This window comes from Streptomyces hilarionis (assembly GCF_024539675.1).
GTDB lineage: Bacteria > Actinomycetota > Actinomycetes > Streptomycetales > Streptomycetaceae > Streptomyces > Streptomyces hilarionis.
This window is the reverse complement of sequence record NZ_JAHHIT010000181.1, coordinates 1-17,144: the sequence shown is the minus strand read 5'-3', so window position 1 is coordinate 17,144 and position 17,144 is coordinate 1. Positions and strand designations below refer to the sequence as shown.

General features: G+C 73.8%; 17 protein-coding genes. 11 read left to right on the top strand and 6 right to left on the bottom strand.

Features of this window, described 5'->3' with window-relative positions; all coding sequences use genetic code 11:
• Positions 1 to 35: 35 nt before the first annotated feature.
• A complete protein-coding gene (locus KMS84_RS32895) occupies positions 36 to 350 on the bottom strand; it encodes a DUF5955 family protein (RefSeq protein ID WP_256920169.1) in 315 nt (104 codons plus the stop codon).
• A 195-nt stretch (positions 351 to 545) separates the two neighbouring features.
• Between KMS84_RS32895 and KMS84_RS32890 the strand changes: the two genes are divergently transcribed.
• Both KMS84_RS32890 and aceB read left to right on the top strand, forming a co-directional pair.
• Positions 546 to 1,157 (top strand): nucleotidyltransferase family protein, encoded by a 612-nt coding sequence (locus tag KMS84_RS32890; RefSeq protein WP_256920168.1) that lies wholly within the window; start codon positions 546 to 548, stop codon positions 1,155 to 1,157.
• A 184-nt stretch (positions 1,158 to 1,341) separates the two neighbouring features.
• Positions 1,342 to 2,976, top strand: coding sequence for a malate synthase A (aceB, locus tag KMS84_RS32885; protein ID WP_256920167.1), 1,635 nt, complete (start codon positions 1,342 to 1,344; stop codon positions 2,974 to 2,976).
• A 12-nt stretch (positions 2,977 to 2,988) separates the two neighbouring features.
• Here the strand turns inward: aceB and KMS84_RS32880 are convergent, their stop codons facing one another.
• Together KMS84_RS32880 and KMS84_RS32875 are read right to left on the bottom strand one after the other, a co-directional pair.
• Positions 2,989 to 3,273, bottom strand: a complete 285-nt coding sequence (locus KMS84_RS32880) for an Rdx family protein (RefSeq protein WP_256920166.1) — start codon at positions 3,271 to 3,273, stop codon at positions 2,989 to 2,991.
• On the bottom strand, positions 3,270 to 4,184 hold the full coding sequence (locus tag KMS84_RS32875; protein ID WP_256920165.1) for a HipA family kinase: 915 nt from the start codon (positions 4,182 to 4,184) through the stop codon (positions 3,270 to 3,272). Before KMS84_RS32875 ends, KMS84_RS32880 begins: the two co-directional genes overlap by 4 nt.
• Positions 4,185 to 4,376: 192 nt before the next feature.
• Here KMS84_RS32875 and KMS84_RS32870 point away from each other — a divergent pair, with 192 nt between their 5' ends.
• Positions 4,377 to 5,642, top strand: coding sequence for a L,D-transpeptidase (locus KMS84_RS32870; RefSeq protein WP_256920164.1), 1,266 nt, complete (start codon positions 4,377 to 4,379; stop codon positions 5,640 to 5,642).
• An 11-nt stretch (positions 5,643 to 5,653) separates the two neighbouring features.
• Here KMS84_RS32870 and KMS84_RS32865 read toward each other — a convergent pair whose 3' ends face one another.
• On the bottom strand, positions 5,654 to 7,207 hold the full coding sequence (locus KMS84_RS32865; RefSeq protein ID WP_438819011.1) for an IucA/IucC family protein: 1,554 nt from the start codon (positions 7,205 to 7,207) through the stop codon (positions 5,654 to 5,656).
• A 102-nt stretch (positions 7,208 to 7,309) separates the two neighbouring features.
• Between KMS84_RS32865 and KMS84_RS32860 the strand changes: the two genes are divergently transcribed.
• The 3 genes from KMS84_RS32860 to KMS84_RS32850 are packed head-to-tail and all read left to right on the top strand — an operon-like array spanning position 7,310 to position 11,044.
• Positions 7,310 to 8,887: an IucA/IucC family protein gene (locus KMS84_RS32860; RefSeq protein WP_256920163.1), complete on the top strand. Its 1,578-nt coding sequence runs from the start codon at positions 7,310 to 7,312 to the stop codon at positions 8,885 to 8,887.
• A 43-nt stretch (positions 8,888 to 8,930) separates the two neighbouring features.
• Positions 8,931 to 10,190 carry a VWA domain-containing protein gene (locus KMS84_RS32855; protein ID WP_256920162.1) on the top strand — a complete coding sequence of 420 codons (1,260 nt, stop codon included), beginning with the start codon at positions 8,931 to 8,933 and terminating at the stop codon, positions 10,188 to 10,190.
• Entirely contained in the window at positions 10,190 to 11,044 is an 855-nt protein-coding gene (locus KMS84_RS32850) for a hypothetical protein (RefSeq protein WP_256920161.1), read from the top strand. The genes KMS84_RS32855 and KMS84_RS32850 overlap by 1 nt, the downstream gene beginning before the upstream one ends.
• A gap of 89 nt (positions 11,045 to 11,133) precedes the next feature.
• Here KMS84_RS32850 and KMS84_RS32845 read toward each other — a convergent pair whose 3' ends face one another.
• Entirely contained in the window at positions 11,134 to 11,760 is a 627-nt protein-coding gene (locus tag KMS84_RS32845; RefSeq protein ID WP_256920160.1) for a winged helix-turn-helix transcriptional regulator, read from the bottom strand.
• 86 nt (positions 11,761 to 11,846) lie between these two features.
• Between KMS84_RS32845 and KMS84_RS32840 the strand changes: the two genes are divergently transcribed.
• From KMS84_RS32840 to KMS84_RS32820, 5 genes are all read left to right on the top strand, one after another.
• The gene (locus KMS84_RS32840) at positions 11,847 to 13,055 is read left to right on the top strand and encodes a pyridoxal phosphate-dependent aminotransferase (RefSeq protein ID WP_256920159.1); all 1,209 of its coding nucleotides are present in this window, start codon (positions 11,847 to 11,849) and stop codon (positions 13,053 to 13,055) included.
• 29 nt (positions 13,056 to 13,084) lie between these two features.
• Complete coding sequence (locus tag KMS84_RS32835) at positions 13,085 to 13,684, top strand: histidine phosphatase family protein (RefSeq protein ID WP_256920158.1); 600 nt, start codon at positions 13,085 to 13,087, stop codon at positions 13,682 to 13,684.
• 56 nt (positions 13,685 to 13,740) lie between these two features.
• A complete protein-coding gene (locus KMS84_RS32830) occupies positions 13,741 to 14,394 on the top strand; it encodes a hypothetical protein (protein ID WP_256920157.1) in 654 nt (217 codons plus the stop codon).
• Positions 14,395 to 14,499: 105 nt separating this feature from the next.
• Complete coding sequence (locus KMS84_RS32825) at positions 14,500 to 14,922, top strand: acyl-CoA thioesterase (protein ID WP_256920156.1); 423 nt, start codon at positions 14,500 to 14,502, stop codon at positions 14,920 to 14,922.
• 64 nt (positions 14,923 to 14,986) lie between these two features.
• Complete coding sequence (locus tag KMS84_RS32820) at positions 14,987 to 15,589, top strand: 3'-5' exonuclease (protein WP_256920155.1); 603 nt, start codon at positions 14,987 to 14,989, stop codon at positions 15,587 to 15,589.
• Here the strand turns inward: KMS84_RS32820 and KMS84_RS32815 are convergent.
• Positions 15,555 to 16,982 carry a nucleobase:cation symporter-2 family protein gene (locus KMS84_RS32815; protein WP_438819012.1) on the bottom strand — a complete coding sequence of 476 codons (1,428 nt, stop codon included), beginning with the start codon at positions 16,980 to 16,982 and terminating at the stop codon, positions 15,555 to 15,557. The two genes, KMS84_RS32820 and KMS84_RS32815, sit on opposite strands and share 35 nt — an antisense overlap.
• Positions 16,983 to 17,144 lie beyond the last annotated feature (162 nt).

Genomic DNA, 17,144 nt, shown 5'->3' with positions numbered 1-17,144 from the left:
CCCCCCCCCCCCCGGGGGCTCGGCGGCCGGACGGCTCAGCGGCGGGGCGGCTTCCCGAAGCGTTCCACCGCCGTGCGCACGTCCGACAGGCTCGCGGCCAGCGCGCTCACCGAGCCGACGGCCCCCGCGACGACGAGCAGCGAGCGCCGTAACCGGGGGACCTCCGGGACGCCGTGGGCCGCCATCGCGGCGAGTGCGGCGAGCTCGTCCTCGGCGATGCCCCGGTCGGGGAACTCGCCCCGCAACGCGGCGAGGTCGCGGCGCAGCCGTGACACCGCGGTCCGCAGTTCCGCCACCCTCTGATCCTCGTCGCCGCCGGTCACTGCCCTCTGCCCCGAGATCCGCAACACAGCTCCCCCCTCGCGCGCACGCGTGCGCGCGCGTGGACGTCCGCGTCCGCCCGCCCCGCGCCCCGGTGACGGCGGCCGGCGCCGGAGGACGCGCGGGTCAGTAAACGCCACCCGGCGCCGGGCGCGCCACAGCGCGTACCGAAATTCAGCCCCGTGAGTCCGCGCGGCCGACGTCCCGTCAGGTATGCAGGACGCATGACGGACAGGGAAGCGCGGGGCGAGGACCGGGTCGTGGGGCTGCTGCTCGCCGCGGGCGGGGGCCGACGCCTGGGCGGGCGGCCGAAGGCACTGCTCCCCCATCGCGGGCGGCCGCTGGTGGAGCACGCGGTGGGGGTGCTGCGCGCGGGGGGATGCGCTCGTGTGCACGTGGTGCTGGGGGCGGACGCCGACGTCGTGCGGGAGCGGGCGCGGCTCGACGGGTGCGTGATCGTGACGAACCCGGAGTGGGAGTCGGGCATGGGCACGTCGCTGCGGGCCGGGCTCGGTTCGCTCGCGGGGACGGGGGCGCGGGCCGCGCTGGTCTCTCTCGTCGACCAGCCGGGGATCGGCGCGGAGGCGGTGGCCCGGGTGCTCGCCGCCGGAGGGGGCGGCTCCGCGCTGGTCTCGGCCGTGTACGACGGCGTGCGCGGCCACCCCGTCCTGCTGGGGGCCGACCACTGGGCGGGCGTGGCGGCGACCGCGTCCGGCGACCGCGGGGCACGCGCCTACCTGAAGGAGCACGCACGGGCGATCACGCTCGTCGAGTGCGGGGACGTGGCCCGGCCGTTCGACATCGACACGCCCGACGACCTCGTGCACCTCGAGTGAGGCCGTCGGCACCGAGCGCCACGCTGTCTCGCTCCGGAGATTCTCGACATCAACAAACCATTGAACTTCCACGATGAGGAAACTAGTATCCACTGTTCAGAAGGGTCCGGTCCCGCCCAGGACCCCGCCCGCCGTACCCGGTTCGACTGGCACCCGGTGCCACGCCTGAAGGAAGTGACCGCTCATGTCCGCACCAGCGCCGTCCCCGCTGGCCATCGTCGACGCCGAGCCCCTGCCCCGGCAGGAGGAGGTCCTCACCGAGGCGGCGCTCGCCTTCGTGGCCGAGCTGCACCGGCGGTTCACCCCGCGCCGCGACCAGCTCCTGGCCCGGCGGGCGCGGCGGCGTGCCGAGATCGCCCGCACCTGCTCGCTCGACTTCCTCCCGGAGACCGCCGCGATCCGCGCGGACGACTCCTGGCGGGTCGCCCCGGCCCCCGCGGCCCTGAACGACCGCCGGGTCGAGATCACCGGCCCGACCGACCGCAAGATGACGATCAACGCCCTCAACTCGGGCGCCCGGGTCTGGCTGGCCGACTTCGAGGACGCCTCGGCGCCGACCTGGGAGAACGTCGTCACCGGTCAGCTCAACCTGGCCGACGCCTACAGCCGGAACATCGACTTCACCGACCCGGCGTCCGGCAAGTCCTATGCCCTGAAGGACGAGGGCGAGCTCGCCACGGTGGTCGTGCGGCCGCGCGGCTGGCATCTGAACGAGCGGCACCTCGTCGACGCGGACGGAGTCCAGGTCCCGGGCGCCTTCGTCGACTTCGGCCTGTACTTCTTCCACAACGCGCGGCGGCTGCTGGATCGGGGCAGGGGCCCCTACTTCTACCTGCCGAAGACCGAGTCGCACCTCGAGGCCCGCCTCTGGAACGACGTGTTCGTCTTCGCGCAGGACCACCTCGGCATCCCGCAGGGCACGGTGCGCGCCACCGTTCTCATCGAGACGATCACGGCCGCCTACGAGATGGAGGAGATCCTCTACGAACTCCGCGACCACGCCTCGGGGTTGAACGCGGGCCGCTGGGACTACCTGTTCTCCATCGTGAAGAACTTCCGGGACGGCGGGGCGAAGTTCGTCCTCCCGGACCGCAACGCGGTCACCATGACCGCGCCGTTCATGCGCGCGTACACCGAACTGCTCGTGCGCACCTGCCACAAGCGCGGTGCGCACGCGATCGGCGGCATGGCGGCCTTCATCCCCTCGCGCCGGGACGCCGAGGTCAACAAGGTCGCCTTCGAGAAGGTCCGCGCCGACAAGGACCGTGAGGCGGCCGACGGGTTCGACGGCTCGTGGGTGGCCCACCCCGACCTGGTGCCGATCGCCATGGAGTCCTTCGACAAGGTCCTCGGCGACCGGCCCCACCAGAAGGACCGGCTGCGCGAGGACGTCCACGTCGAGGCGGCCGACCTGATCGCCGTCGACTCCCTCGACGCGCGGCCGACCTACGCGGGCCTGGTCAACGCCGTGCAGGTGGGCATCCGGTACATCGAGGCCTGGCTGCGCGGCCTGGGCGCGGTCGCCATCTTCAACCTCATGGAGGACGCGGCGACCGCCGAGATCTCCCGTTCACAGATCTGGCAGTGGATCAACGCGGGGGTCGAGTTCACGCACGAGGGAGAGACGGTCAGGGCCACTCCGGAGCTGGCCCGCGAGGTCGCCGCCCGGGAACTGGCCGCGATCCGCGAGGAGGTCGGCGAGGCGGACTTCACGGCCGGCCACTGGCAGCAGGCCCACGACCTGCTGCTGACGGTCGCCCTCGACGAGGACTACGCGGACTTCCTCACGCTGCCGGCCTACGAGCAGCTCAGGGGCTGAACCGCACCGGCGTCAGGCGCCGGGACCGTCCGAGTGGCCCAGGGACCTGCCCGGGGCCACTCGGTCGCGTACGGCCTGTTTCACGGCCGTCGGCTCCGGGAAGCCCTGCTCGCGGCGGTCCCAGACCACTTCGTCGCCGACCCGGACGACGAAGACGCCTCCCGTGCCCGGCCGCAGGGACAGCTCGCTCAGTTCGGACTCGAACGTCGTGAGCAGCTCCTGCGCCAGCCAGGCGGCGCGCGGCAGCCAGCGGCACCGGGTGCAGTACTCGATCTCGACGCGTCGTGTGTCGCTCATCCCAGATGCACCGACCAGTCCTGTTCCGCGGCCGGCTTGCCGTGCAGGTCGGGGACCCGCTTGAGCCAGTCCGGCCGGTCTCGCCGCGTCCTCGCCGCCCGGACGGCCTCCTCGGCGGCGAGCTCGTCCCGGGTGGGGAAGTCGGTGGGCAGCCAGGCCGCGGAGGCCTGCACGCGCGCGTGCAGGTGGTCGACGTACGCCCGGCGGACGTCGTCGGGGCCCGCGAAGCCCTCCTCGTCCGCCAGCCAGGCGTCGGGGACCACGGCCGTGATCTCCCGCAGGAGACCGCGCGTCACCCGGCCGGCCAGTTCCGCGTCGGCGGCCCGCACGTCGGGCGCGTACGCGCCGAGGGCGTGGTGCCGGAAGTCGTAGGACTTGCCGGGTGCGGTCGTGTCCCAGCGGTGGTGGAAGACGAGGGCCGCGCCGTGGTCGATCAGCCACAGCCGCGGGGGCGCGGTCCCGAACGTGGGCCAGACCATCAGGTTCGAGCTGTGGACCGTGCGGTCCACGTTCACCGTCAGGGCGTCGAGCCAGACGATCCGCCCGGCCTCCAGCGGGTCCACGGGGAAGACGGCGGCCACGTCCGGGGTGAAGTCCTTGGCGCCCGGCAGGAAGTCCATGCCGAGGTTGAGGCCCGCGCTCGCGCCGTGCAGGTCGCGCACCTCCTGGTGGGGCTCGTCGTCGGCGACGGCCGGGTCGAAGTGCACGAACACCAGCTCGGGGAACCGCAGACCGAGGGCGCGGGCCAGCTCGCCGACGATCACCTCGGCGACCAGCGCCTTGCGGCCCTGCGCGGAACCGGTGAACTTCACGACGTAGGTGCCGAGGTCGTCCGCCTCGACGACGGCGGGCACGGAGCCGCCCGAGCGCAAGGGCTCCACATAGCGGGTTGCGGTGACCGTCCTCATCATGACGCGAGCATAGTGACCGGCCCTGACGGCCGCCGAAGGTCGCCCCGCCGGCCCGCTCCCCCACGGGTGTCCTTCACCACAATTTGCCCATTTATGAACATAGGGCTGCCTATAAGTGGTTCTTGAGAACGCATGCCCTCCTCTGCGACAAGCGCCGGGGACACACGGAAAGTGACACGGGAGACATACCTTATGACGCTGCGTAAACGACACACCGGGCTCACGGCTACGGCGGGCGTACTCGGCGGCGTACTCGCGGTCACGGCCCTCGGCGGCGCGGGCGTCGCGGTCGCCGCGGGCGGCGACTCCGGCACCCACCCGGCGTCGCACACGCGGACGAACCCGGCGAACCCGGCGAGCACGAAGGACCCGGCGGCTCCCCAGAAGGCGTCCGAGGCCCGCATACGGTTCACACCCGGCCAGGTCGTCCACGGCGTGCCGACCGACGGCCCGGTCGGCGTCGCCGTCAGCCACGGCAAGCTCACCAAGGTGACCATGACCGCCGTCGCGAGCGGAACCGAGGTCCGCGGCGTCATCTCGGCCGACCGCGCCTCGTGGACGCCGCACGGTCCGCTGGCGCGCGCCACGAAGTACCAGATCGCCGCGGAGGCCGCGGACGCCGAAGGCCGTTCCACCACCGCCTACGCGACGCTGAGCACGGTCTCCCCCGCCAACGACTTCATCGGGCACGTCTCCCCCATGGACGGCTCGACCGTCGGCGTGGCCATGCCGGTGCGGGTCGACTTCGACTACGCGGTCTCCGACAAGGCCGCCGTGCAGTCGGAGATCCAGGTCGGCTCCAGCAGCGGTCAGCAGGTCGTCGGCCACTGGCTGAACGACCACCGCCTGGACTTCCGCCCCGAGACCTACTGGAAGGCCGGCTCCACCGTCACCGTCACGCTCACCCACCAGGGCGTCCGCAAGACGGTCACGTTCACCGTCGGCCGCAGCCAGATCAGCACCGTGGACGCGAAGACCAAGCTGATGACCGTCGTCCGCGACGGCAGGACGATCCGGACCGTCCCGATCTCGTCGGGCAGCCGCGAGCACCCGACCTACAACGGCCGGATGGTGATCTCCGAGAAGTTCCGGCAGACCCACATGAACGGGGCGAGCGTCGGCCTCACGGAGAAGAACGGCAAGCCCTCCTACGACATCGAGGCCGTGCCGCACGCCATGCGCCTGACCGACTCGGGCACGTTCATCCACGGCAACTACTGGGGCACCGACGCGGTCTTCGGCAAGGTCAACACCAGCCACGGCTGCGTCGGCCTGAAGGACGTCCGCGGCGGCGGCGACGCCGGGCAGCCCGCGGCCTGGTTCTTCCAGCACTCGATGGTCGGCGACGTCGTGATCGTCAAGAACTCCTCGGACAAGAGCCGGCTGGCCCCGGACAACGGTCTCAGCGACTGGAACATGCCGTGGAGCGAGTGGATCGCGGGCAGCCCGGCCTCCTGAGACCGCACCGGTCAGGGCAGGGCGAGCGGGCTGGGCAGCGGCAGGTAGCGGGCGTCGGCGCCGTCCGCGCCCGTCCACCGCAGCAGCAGGTTCGTCTTGCCGGGCACGGTCGGCGAGGCCAGCAGGCCGGGGATCTCGGGGAGGTCGTGGCGGGCCAGCTCCCGGCGCGCAGCGGGCCACGGGTCGAACCCGGGCGCCCGCTCGGCCAGCGCCTCGGCCACCTCCCACAGGTGGTTCACGACCAGGCAGTACACCAGCCGTTCCCAGCCGGCCGCCCGTGTCACGTCCGGCAGCAGTTTGACGCCCTCGGCGTCCCGGAACAGCGCCTGCACGGGCATGCCGTCGGCGTCCACGGCGATCAGGGTGTTCTGCAGGTGGGCCTCCAGGACGACGCCGTGGTCGGCGAAGACCGCGAGGGCGGGCGGCACGACGGCCCGCAGGTACGCCTCCCACCAGGCGGCCGGATCCCGGACCGCGTCGAGCGGACTGCCGTCGAACCCCTCCACGAGCCCCGCGGCGAGCAGCGGGGTCGCGCCGGACGCCAGGCGGCCGTCGAAGCCGTCGCGGACCAGCACGGCCAGTTCCTCGAAGGCGAAGGCCGCGGTGCGGTAGCCGCGGTCGCTCAGCCAGGCCGCCGGGCCGTCGAGGGCCGCGAAGGCACGCGAGGCGGCCGCGTCGGTCCGGCGCAGCCGCAGCAGGTCGTGGCGCCAGAGCCGGCGGACGTCGTTGGTGATGCGCACGTCCAGACTGAACTTCAGGCACAGATCCCGCTCGGGCGCGTACACCGTGCGCACGGCCGCCGTCGGCCAGGCCGCGAAGCCGGTCGTGCCGAGCCGGACCAGGCGGCCGTCGGCGAAGGCGGACGCGAGCCGCGGTGCGGCCAGGTCGAGCTGCCAGGGGTGGGCGGGCAGCAGCCGGTAGCCGGGCGGGGCCGCGCCGAGGGCGTCCAGCGCCGAGACGTCCCCCTCCTCGACGACCGCGTCCTCGCGCACCCCGAGCAGGGCCAGCGGGAACCGGGCGTGCGCCTCGGGGGCGTAGGGCAGCCAGCCCGCTGCCGGTCCGCCGCCGCGCGCCTTGGGAGCGGGGTGGTGGGGGTGGCCGGTGAGGAGCGACTGCTCGGAGCACAGGTAGCCGCCGGCCGGCGGGGCGGCCGCGGCGCGCGCGGTGAGCAGGGCGGCGACCACGTTCCTGCTGTCGGTCATCTCGGCGGGCAGTGCGGGGTTGGCCGCGCCGGTGTGCCGGCGCAGCGTCCCGGCGACCAGCTCCACCAGCTCGGCGTGGCCGAGGCGGCGCCAGGCGCCCGCCTCGTACAGCTCGGGCTCGGCGGGCCGGCGCCGTCCGCGGACCCGCAGCAGGCGGCCGCCGGGCAGCCGGTGCCGGAACCGGCCGTCGCCCGGGAGGTCCGGCGGCAGCGGTTCGGCGATCTCCCGCAGCAGACAGTTGAGCAGTGGCGCGGTCGCGAGGGCGTCGGCGCGCTCGGCGACGTCCGCGGCGACGGCGCGCGGCGCGTCCCCCGGGGGCGGTGCGGCCACGACGGGCGGGGGGATGAGGTCGACGCGTTCCACTGGTTCCCTGGTTCCCTACGGTTCTTCCGGGCGGAGAAGATCAGTATCGCTGTGTCACGCCCCCTGTCGTGACGTCGTACCCGCACCTCCAGGAGCCCACCCGTGCATCGTCCCCCCACCGCCGAGACCGAGCTGGCCGAGGAGCTGGCCGTCGTGCGCCCCGCTCTCGGTCCGCGGTTCGCGGCCGCGCTGCCGGGAGCCCGCTCGGCCGTGCTGACCCGGCTGTGGCGGGGGCTGGCCCACGAGCCGCTGCCCTGGATCGCCGGCCGCGCGCAGGCGGACCGCGAGCCGGGGGGCGGGGCCGGCGAGGAGGGGGACCGGGGGGAGCTGCTGCTGCGGCTGCGCGACGGCCGGCGGCTGCACGGCCCGCGCTCGGACCCGTACGCGAGCGCCGACCGGGTGACGCGGGTGTGGCTGGAGCGAACGGCGTACGACGATCCCGCCCGTCTGATGGCGGCGCTGGCCGTGCCGCACGGTGCGGACTTCGCCGCCGAACTCGGCCACAGCGTCGCCTCCATGGCGCTGTCCCGGGCCGGACAGGACCCCCTCGACACCCCCCTCGACACCCCCTCGTCCGATCCGCGGCGGTGGCCGGCGCGGGACTGGGAGTGGGAGCGGAGGGTCGTCGACGGCCATCCGTTCCACCCCAACTGCCGTTCCCGGCCGGACTTCTCGGTCGCCGAGCAGCTGGCGTACGGGCCGGAGCACGGGCCGGCGGTGCGGCTCGGACTGCTGCCCGTGCCGGCCGACGAGTGCCTGGTGTCGGGCGACTGGCCGGAGCACCTGCGGGACGGGACGCGCCTGCTGATCCCGGTGCATCCGTGGCAGGCGGCGCACGTGCTCAAGCGGACCTGCGCGCAAGGGGTGACGGCGCGTCCGCTGATGTCGCTGCGCACGCTCGCCCTGCCCGGCGGCCCGCACGTCAAGACGGCGCTGAGCACCCGGCTGACGTCGTCGGTGCGGGACATCTCCGTCGGTTCCGTCGCCGCCTCGGCGGCCCTGTCCGACTTCGGGCAGAGCCTGACGCCGCACACGGACGGCCTGTTGCACCTGACCCGCAGCCTGGGCGCGGCCACCGCCCGCTCCCCCGACCTGGCGGCGGTGCTGCGCGAGTCGCCGGACGTGTACGCGGCGCCGGGCGAGCACGTCGTGCCGGTCGCGGCCCTCGCCGTGACCGGGCTGCCCCGCTCCCCGCTCTGGCTCGCGCGGTTCGCGCGACTGGCGCTCGGCGTGGGACTGCGGCTGCTGGAACTGGGCGTGGCGCTGGAGGCGCACGGGCAGAACCTGCTGGTCGTGCTGTCGGCGACCGGCGCGCCCGTGCGGCTGGTCTACCGCGACCTGGCCGACATCCGGGTCAGTCCGGCCCGGCTGGCCCGGCACGGCGTCGCGCTGCCGGACGGCGTGCCCGCCCGGATCCGCACGGACGACGAGACGGCGCTGCGGCGCAAGCTGTTCGGATCCCTGGTGGCCGGCGCGCTGGCGGGGACGGCGGGCGACGGCCCGGCCCTGGGAGCGGCCCTGGCGGCGGCCGTGCGGGACCTTCCGCGCACCCCCGACCTGGCGGCCCTGTGCGGGGAGCCGCTGCCGGCGAAGGCGCTGACGCTGATGCGCCTGTCGCCGGGGGCGCCCGGGGACCGGTGGGCGCTGCTGCCCAACCCGCTGCGCGGGGACGGAAACTGATCTCGTTTTGTGGCGGGCCGTGTCTGATCAATAGGATCCGCCGATGATCAGAACACAACGGCTGGCGGCGGGCGTCTGCGCCCTGCTCGCCGCGCTCACGGCCGGGATAGCCTTCCCGGCCGGGGCGGTCGCCGACGAGACCACCGCCACCGCGCCCAAGGTCGACCTGGTCCTCGACGTCAGCGGTTCGATGCGGACGAAGGACATGGACGGCGGGACGCGGATGGCCGCGGCCAAGCAGGCGTTCAACGAGGTGCTGGACGCGACCCCGGAGAACGTCCTGCTCGGCATCCGCACCCTGGGCGCGAACTACCCGGGCGACGACCGCAGGACGGGCTGCAAGGACACCGCGCAGCTCTACCCGGTCGGCCCGCTGGACCGCACCGAGGCCAAGACGGCGGTGGCCACCCTGTCCCCCACCGGCTGGACGCCCATCGGCCCCGCGCTGCTGAAGGCGGCCGACGACCTCGACGGCGGCTCCGGCTCCAAGCGGATCGTGCTGATCAGCGACGGCGAGGACACCTGCGCTCCGCTCGACCCCTGCGAGGTGGCCCGGGAGATCGCGGCCAAGGGCATCGGCCTGACCATCGACACGCTCGGACTGGTCCCCAACGTCAAGATGCGCCGGCAGCTCAGCTGCATCGCCGAGGCGACCGGCGGGAGTTACACCTCGGTCGAGCACACCGACCAGCTCACCGACCGCGTCAACCAGTTGGTGGACCGGGCCGCGGACCCCGTGGTCACGCCGGTGGCCACCGAGGGCGCGGCCTCCTGCGCCGCGGCGCCCACGCTGAAGTCGGGTCTGTACACCGACCGCGAGGAGTTCGGCCGGCAGCGCTGGTACAAGGTCGACGTCGAGCCGGGCCAGGAGCTGCGCGCCTCGGTGAGCGTGGCGGCGGACCGGGCGGTGAATCCCGACTACGGGGTGCTGCTGCGGGCGGTCACGACGCACGGGCGGGAGATCGTGCGCGGCGAGGCGGCCGGCAACGGCCGGACCGACGTCGTCTCGACGGGTCTGCGCTACCCGAAGGCGGACGGCGACGACGACGCCCCCGCCGAGACCGTGTGCGTGCAGGTGACGAACTCCTACTCGGCGGCCGCGGGCGTGAAGACCACGCCGGGCCTGCCGCTGGAGCTGACCGTGGACGTGGTCGACGGTCCCTCGCCGGCGAGCGACGTGGCCGCCTTCGGCCTCGGGCGCGGCTGGTGGCTGCTGGGCGCCCTGGTGCTGTTCGGCTTCCTGGCGGGTGTGCTGTGGGGCTGGCTGTCACGCTGGCGGGTCGCGGTCTGGAGGACCAACTGATGCGGATCACACGGGTGATGAGCGGCGCCCTCCCGGCGCTCGGACTGGCGCTCGGTCTGACCCTCGGCCCGGCGGTCGCGCCGGCCGCGGCCGACGCCACTCCCTCGGCGAGCCCCTCGGGCGACGGCTCCGCACCCACCGAGGCGGGCACGTCGTTCCGCACGGCGACGGAGATCGACCAGGGACGGACGGCCACGGCGAGCGGCTCCGCGGGCGACTACCTGTACTGGTCGTTCCCGGCCGACACCGGTCAGCGCCCCACGGTGAAGGCGACGGTGAAGCTGCCGAAGTCGCACACCGCGCAGACCTGGCAGGTCGACGTCTACGACGGGCTGCGGCGCCGTCAGGCCTGCCAGTACGGCGCGCAGACGCACACCGCGGCGGCGGGCGCGGCCTCCGTCGAGCTGACCTGCGTGCTGCGCACGGTGCGCGCCTGGTCGGAGCCGTGGGCGAACGACCCGCTGCCGGGCACGTACTACGTGCGTCTGACGGCCCTCGGTCTCACGGCGGGCGACCTGGGCCTGCCGGTCGACGCCACGCTGCGGGTGGACTCCAAGGACATCGGCGGGGCCGCGGCCGTGGACGGTTCGCTCGCGCAGCCGCTGGTCCCCGGCGTCGCGGTCCGCTCGAAGGCCGGGCAGGACGACGGGGACGGGAAGGACGGCAAGGACGGGTCGTCGGGGCCCGCCGTCCTGTCGAGCATCGAGCCCGACGACGGCTGGTCGTCGGGCTGGTGGTCCGACCGCTGGGTGTGGACCGCGGTCGGCGCCGCGCTGGCCGCGCTCGCGGGCATCGGCGGCTACACGCTGACGCGCGGATCGGGACGGCCGCGCCAGGTGCCACCGGGGGCCTGACAGACAGCTGACGTCTCATCAGCACTTCGACGGGAGAAGGCCGGAGGGCCCGCCACACCGCGGTGGCGGGCCCTTCGCCGCGTCCGGGCTCAGACGTCCCGCAGCTCCTTGGCCAGCGGCCCGTCCCCGCTCACCGCGATCCGCCCGGAGCGCACCGCGTCGAGCACCGTCAGCACCCCCTGGGCCACGGCCGTACAGGTGGCCGTGTCGAGGTCGAGCCGGGCGTCCGGCGCCACGGGCGCGGGCCCGTGGCCGTAGACCGGGCCGTCCTGCGCGCCGACGAACAGATGGAAGTCGCCCTCGTCCAGGCGCACTTCGACGAGGCCCTCGCCGGTCAGCCCCCGGGCCAGGGGCAGCGCGAACCAGTGCGCCCGCAGCGCGTCGGTGGGCCGCCGCTCGCCCAGTTCGCCCTCGCCCCACGCCCCCAGCGCCTGGAGCACGGGCAGCAACTCCCTTCCGCGCCCCGTGAGTTCGTACACGTAGGCCGCTCCGGGCGGGGGCAGCCGACGCCGGGTGGCCAGCCCGTCGCGCTCCATGTCCTTCAGCCGCGAGGCGAGGACGTCCGTGCTCACGCCGGGCAGGTCGGCGTGCAGATCGGTGTAGCGGCGCGGGCCGGCGAGCAGCTCCCGGACGATCAGCAGGGTCCAGCGGTCGCCCACGACGTCGAGGGCGCGGGCGGCGGAACAGTACTGGTCGTAGCTTCGGCGCGGTGACATGGCACGCAGTCTAGACATGTCGTTGGACTTTCCAAGCTGGAACTTGGTAAAACCAAGCAACACATCAACCGGAGGGGCGAGCGCGCATGGAGTTCCGGCAGTCGAACAAGCTGAGCGAGGTCTGCTACGAGATCCGCGGTCCGGTGATCGAACACGCCGACGCGCTGGAGGCGGCGGGCCACAGCGTCCTGCGCCTGAACACCGGCAACCCCGCGCTGTTCGGCTTCGAGGCGCCGGAGGAGATCCTCCAGGACATGATCCGGATGCTGCCCCGGGCGCACGGCTACACCGACTCGCGCGGCGTCCTGTCGGCCCGCCGGGCGGTGGCCGGGCGCTACCAGACGCTGGGCCTGGAGGTCGGCGTCGACGACGTCTTCCTCGGCAACGGCATCTCCGAGCTGATCTCGATGGCCGTGCAGGCGCTGGTCGAGGACGGCGACGAGATCCTCATCCCGGCCCCCGACTTCCCGCTCTGGACGGCCGTGACCACGCTCGCCGGCGGCAAGGCGGTGCACTACCTCTGCGACGAGCAGGCCGAGTGGTACCCGGACCTCGACGACATGGCGGCGAAGATCACCGACCGCACCAAGGCCGTCGTGATCATCAACCCGAACAACCCCACCGGCGCGGTCTACCCCAAGGAGATCCTCGAAGGCATCCTCGACCTCGCCCGCCGGCACGGCCTGATGGTCTTCGCCGACGAGATCTACGACCAGATCCTGTACGACGACGCCGTGCACCACTCGGTCGCCGCGCTCGCCCCCGACCTGGTCGTGCTGACCTTCTGCGGCCTGTCGAAGACCTACCGGGTGGCCGGCTTCCGGTCGGGCTGGCTGGTGGTCACCGGCCCGAAACAGCACGCCAGGAGCTACCTGGAGGGGCTGACCATGCTGGCGTCCATGCGGTTGTGCGCCAACGCGCCCGCCCAGTACGCCATCCAGGCCGCGCTCGGCGGCCGCCAGTCGATCCACGAGCTGACCGCGCCCGGCGGCCGCCTGCACGAGCAGCGCACCGTGGCCTGGGAGAAGCTCAACGAGATCCCCGGCGTGTCCTGCGTGAAGCCGAAGGGCTCGCTGTACGCGTTCCCCCGCCTCGACCCCAAGGTCCACAGGATCCACGACGACGAGAAGTTCGTCCTGGACCTGCTGCTGCGGGAGAAGATCCAGGTCGTCCAGGGCACCGGCTTCAACTGGCCGGCCCCCGACCACTTCCGCATCCTGACGCTCCCGCACGCGGAGGACCTGGAGGCGGCGATCGGGCGGATCGGCCGGTTCCTCAGCGGGTACCGGCAGTAGCGCCCGCCGGCTGTGCCAGCCTGTGCCCCATGGGTGATCTCTTCCTCGTCCGGCACGGCGAGACCTCCTGGTCGCGTTCCGGACGGCACACCGGATCGACGGACGTCCCGCTGACCGACCGCGGCCGCGCGCAGGCGCGCGCGCTCGCGCCGCTGATCGGCTCGCTCCGGATCGGGGCGGCGTTCGTCAGCCCGCTGCAACGGGCGCGCGAGACGGCGGAGCTGGTCGGGCTGCGCGAGGTCCGGCTCGATCAGGACCTGCGTGAATGGGACTACGGCGGCTACGAGGGCGTGACGACCGCCGAGATCCAGCGCACCAGGCCGGACTGGTTCCTGTTCACCGACGGGGTGACGCCGGGGCCGCCGGAGCACCCCGGGGAGACGCCCGAACAGGTCGGGGAACGCGCCGACCGGGTGCTGGCCGCGGTCGACGCGGCGATCGCGGGCGCCGAGGAGTGCGCGGTGCTGGTGGCGCACGGGCACTTCCTGCGGGTGCTGACCGCCCGCCGGCTCGGGCTGGCCCCCTCCGCGGGAGCGCTGTTCCAGCTCGCGACGGGCACGCTGTGCCGGCTGGGCACGGAGCACGGGCGCCCGGTGATCGCCGCCTGGAATGTCAGTCCCGCGACGTAGCCTCGGACGCACGGGGGCAGGGGCCCGACGGGCCCGACGCCGGGAGGGAGCACGCCGTGACACGACCGCCGACCGCCGCGCAGCGGCGCGTGATCGACGCCGCCGACCCCGTCACCGGTCGGCTGAGGGGCACGCAGGCGCAGCTCGCGGCCCTGGTCCGGCACGGGCTGGCGTTCCGGCACCCCCGGCCGCCGCACGACCACTTCCTGACGCCGGCGGGCCACCGCGTACGGGAGGCCGCGCCCGGGCCCCCGCCCGGCGCCCCCGCGGCCGACGCGCCCGCGACGGCCGCGGCGGCCGCGGGCGACGGCGTGTTCGCCGCGCGCGTCGGTGGCGAGGAGGCGGCGGCGGACGGCCCCGCCCGGCTGCGCGAGGTGCACAGCGCCTGGCAGGGACTGCTGGAACTGCGCCGGATGACCAACCCGGACGGGGGGACGGACCGGCCCTGCGGCTGGGAGCGCGCGCATCTCGTGCGGGCCGCCGCCCTCGCCGTCGAGGCGGCCGGCCACCGCCCCGCCGGGCCCGGGGGGAGGGACGGCTACCGGGTGCGGGCGACCCCGCAGCCGGAGGCGGTCGCCGTGCACGGGCCGGACGACGCGACCCTGCGGGCCTGCGCGGCAACCCTGGAGAAGGCGGGCTGGCAGGTCGGCGAGCACACCGAGCCCCGCACGAGAGCGCGCTATCTGCTGGCTTCCCCCCGCCGCACGTGAAGGACGTGCCAAGATCGGTGCCCGGAGCATCGACGCTCCGGGCACCGACGCTCACGCCCGTCGATGCTCCGGCCCATCGATGCGCGTCGACGAGAAGGGGAGACAGTGAGCGATCCGTTTTCCGTCCGGGTCACCGTCCGCGGATACGAGACCGACGTGCAGGGGCACCTCAACCAGAGCGTGTACATCAACTACGCGGAGCACGCCCGCTGGTCGCTCCTGCGGGCGGCGGGCATCACCCAGGCCGAACTGATCGGCAGGGGCGTGGGCCCGGTCGCCCTGGAGACCACCATCCGCTACCGGCGCGAACTCGTCGCCGGGGACGAGGTCGACGTGTCGTGCGTCTTCGAGTGGAGCGGCGGCAAGACGTTCCACATCGAGCAGACCGTCACCAAGGCCGACGGCACGGTCGCCGCCGAGCTCACCGCCGTCGGAGGTCTGCTGGACCTGACGGCCCGCCGCATGGTGGCCGCCCCGCAGGACGTCTTCCGGGAACTCGCCACCGACCCCGCCCTGTTCGGTCTCTGACGGCCCCCCGGCGCGGGCGTAATGGGGATGCCGGGCGCGCCAGGAAGCTGCGATCATCCGGGCCATGTCCGCACGACGTGTGAAACCCCAGCTGTACATCTCCGTCGACGTGGAGGCCGACGGCCCGATACCCGGCCCGTACTCGCTGCTCAGCCTGGGTGCGGCGGTCGCCGGCCGGCAGGACGGCGACGGGTTCGCCGCGGCCGATCCCACCCGGCAGACCTTCTACGGTGAACTGCGGCCGATCAGCGACGCGTTCGTTCCCGAGGCGCTGGCCGTGAGCGGCCTGGACCGGGAGCGCCTGGCCACGGAGGGGCTCGACCCCGCCCTGGCCATGGCCCGCTTCACCCGGTGGGTGGGCGAGGTGAGCGGCGACGCACAGCCGGTGATGTGCGCCTACCCCGCCTCCTTCGACTGGACCTTCCTGTACTGGTACCTGATCCGCTTCACCGGCCGGAGCCCGTTCGGGCACTCCGGCTGCCTCGACATGAAGACGCTGTACGCCGCGAAGTCGGGCCTGCCGCTGCGCGCGGTGGCCAAGCGGACGATGCCCGCACACCTGCTGCCGAAGCGCCCGCACACCCATCACGCGCTCGACGACGCCGTCGAACAGGCCGAGTTGTTCGCGAACCTCATGGCGTGGCCGGGGCCCGGTTCGCCCCGGTGATCTCCTCGCCCGCCTCCATCGGGTGGGTCGCCTCCGCCGCGTCGCTCCCCGCCCCCACGTGGTGGAAGACCAGGTTGAGCAGCACGGCCGTCAGCGCGCCCGTCGAGATCCCGGAGTCCAGGACGATCCGCGCCGTCTGCGGGAAGGCGTGGTAGAAGCCGGGCGCGGTGATGGGGACGATGCCGACGGCGAGCGAGACGGCGACGATCAGCAGGTTGTCGTCCCGGTCCAGGCCCGCCCGGGCGAGGGTCTGAATGCCGCTGGCGGCGACCGATCCGAACAGGACGATCCCGGCGCCGCCCAGAACCGGCCGCGGCACCACCGCGATGAGCGAGGCGGCCGCCGGGCACAGGCCCATCAGGACCAGGAAGCCGCCGCCGGCGGCGACGACGTAGCGGCTGCGGATCCGCGTCATCGCGACCAGCCCGATGTTCTGGGCGAAGGCGCTGCACATGAAGCCGTTGAAGACCGGGCTGAGGGCCGAGCCCAGGGTGTCGGCGCGCAGCCCCGCCGCGATGGTCCGCTCGTCCGCGGGTCGTTCGACGATCTCGCCCAGGGCCAGCATGTCCGCGGTGGACTCGGTCATCGAGACCACCATCACCACGCACATCGACACGATGGCCGCGAGCTGGAAGCGCGGTGCGCCGAAGTGGAACGGCGTGGGGAATCCGACCAGGCCCGCGTCCGCCACCGGGCCGAAGTCCGTGACGCCCAGGGGTATCGCCATCAGGGTGCCGGCGACCAGGCCGAGCAGCACGGCGATCTGCTTGACGAAGCCGTGGGCGAACCGGCGCAGGAGCAGCACCGTCGCCAGCGTCGCCGCCGCCAGGCCCAGGTTCGTCGTCGAGCCGTAGTCGTGCGCCGCGGGGTCCGGGCCCTGCGCCCAGCCGAACGCGACGGGCAGCAGGGAGACGCCGATCAGGGTGATGACGGTCCCCGTGACGACGGGCGGGAAGAAGCGGACCGCCTTGCAGAAGACGGGCGCGGCGAGGAAGCCCAGCAGGCCGGCGACGATCACCGCGCCGAAGATGACGGGCAGCGCGTCCCTCTTGTCGTCGGTGGCGGCCGCGATCGCGGTCATGGGGGCGACGCCGGCGAAGGTGACGCCGTTGACGAAGGGAAGGCGGGCGCCGATCCTCCCCACGCCGAGCGTCTGGAGGAAGGTGGCGAGACCGGCGGTGAACAGACAGGCGCCGGTGAGGAAGGTGAGCTCGGCGCCGGTGAGGCCGACGGCCGCGCCGACGATCAGGGGCGGGGCGACGACCCCCGCGTACATGGCGGCCACGTGCTGGAGGCCGCTCGTCGCCGTTCTCAGGGCGGGAAGCCTCTCGTCCACGGGGTGGACGACCGGGCGGTCGACCGACCCCGGGGACACGGAGGACTGCGGGGTCACGGACGACTGCGAGGACGCGGACGACTGCGGGGACTCGGACACGGCGGCTCTCCTCCGGTCGGTGGCACGCCGGTTGCGGCGTGGGTGTCAGGGAGGTGGTGCGGCGGTCATGGGGGGGGTCCACGGGACCCTGCCCGGGCGGCCCCGGAGCGGGGAGGGGGG

What these genes read in the sequence shown, in the direction of transcription:
- aceB (WP_256920167.1), top strand. Translation starts at nt 1,342, where the DNA reads ATGTCCGCACCAGCGCCGTCCCCGCTGGCCATCGTCGACGCCGAGCCC.
- KMS84_RS32855 (WP_256920162.1), top strand. Translation starts at nt 8,931, where the DNA reads ATGATCAGAACACAACGGCTGGCGGCGGGCGTCTGCGCCCTGCTCGCC.
- KMS84_RS32820 (WP_256920155.1), top strand. Translation starts at nt 14,987, where the DNA reads ATGTCCGCACGACGTGTGAAACCCCAGCTGTACATCTCCGTCGACGTG.
- KMS84_RS32845 (WP_256920160.1), bottom strand. Translation starts at nt 11,760, where the DNA reads ATGTCACCGCGCCGAAGCTACGACCAGTACTGTTCCGCCGCCCGCGCC.
- KMS84_RS32875 (WP_256920165.1), bottom strand. Translation starts at nt 4,184, where the DNA reads ATGATGAGGACGGTCACCGCAACCCGCTATGTGGAGCCCTTGCGCTCG.
- KMS84_RS32870 (WP_256920164.1), top strand. Translation starts at nt 4,377, where the DNA reads ATGACGCTGCGTAAACGACACACCGGGCTCACGGCTACGGCGGGCGTA.
- KMS84_RS32840 (WP_256920159.1), top strand. Translation starts at nt 11,847, where the DNA reads ATGGAGTTCCGGCAGTCGAACAAGCTGAGCGAGGTCTGCTACGAGATC.
- KMS84_RS32850 (WP_256920161.1), top strand. Translation starts at nt 10,190, where the DNA reads ATGCGGATCACACGGGTGATGAGCGGCGCCCTCCCGGCGCTCGGACTG.
- KMS84_RS32835 (WP_256920158.1), top strand. Translation starts at nt 13,085, where the DNA reads ATGGGTGATCTCTTCCTCGTCCGGCACGGCGAGACCTCCTGGTCGCGT.
- KMS84_RS32890 (WP_256920168.1), top strand. Translation starts at nt 546, where the DNA reads ATGACGGACAGGGAAGCGCGGGGCGAGGACCGGGTCGTGGGGCTGCTG.
- KMS84_RS32880 (WP_256920166.1), bottom strand. Translation starts at nt 3,273, where the DNA reads ATGAGCGACACACGACGCGTCGAGATCGAGTACTGCACCCGGTGCCGC.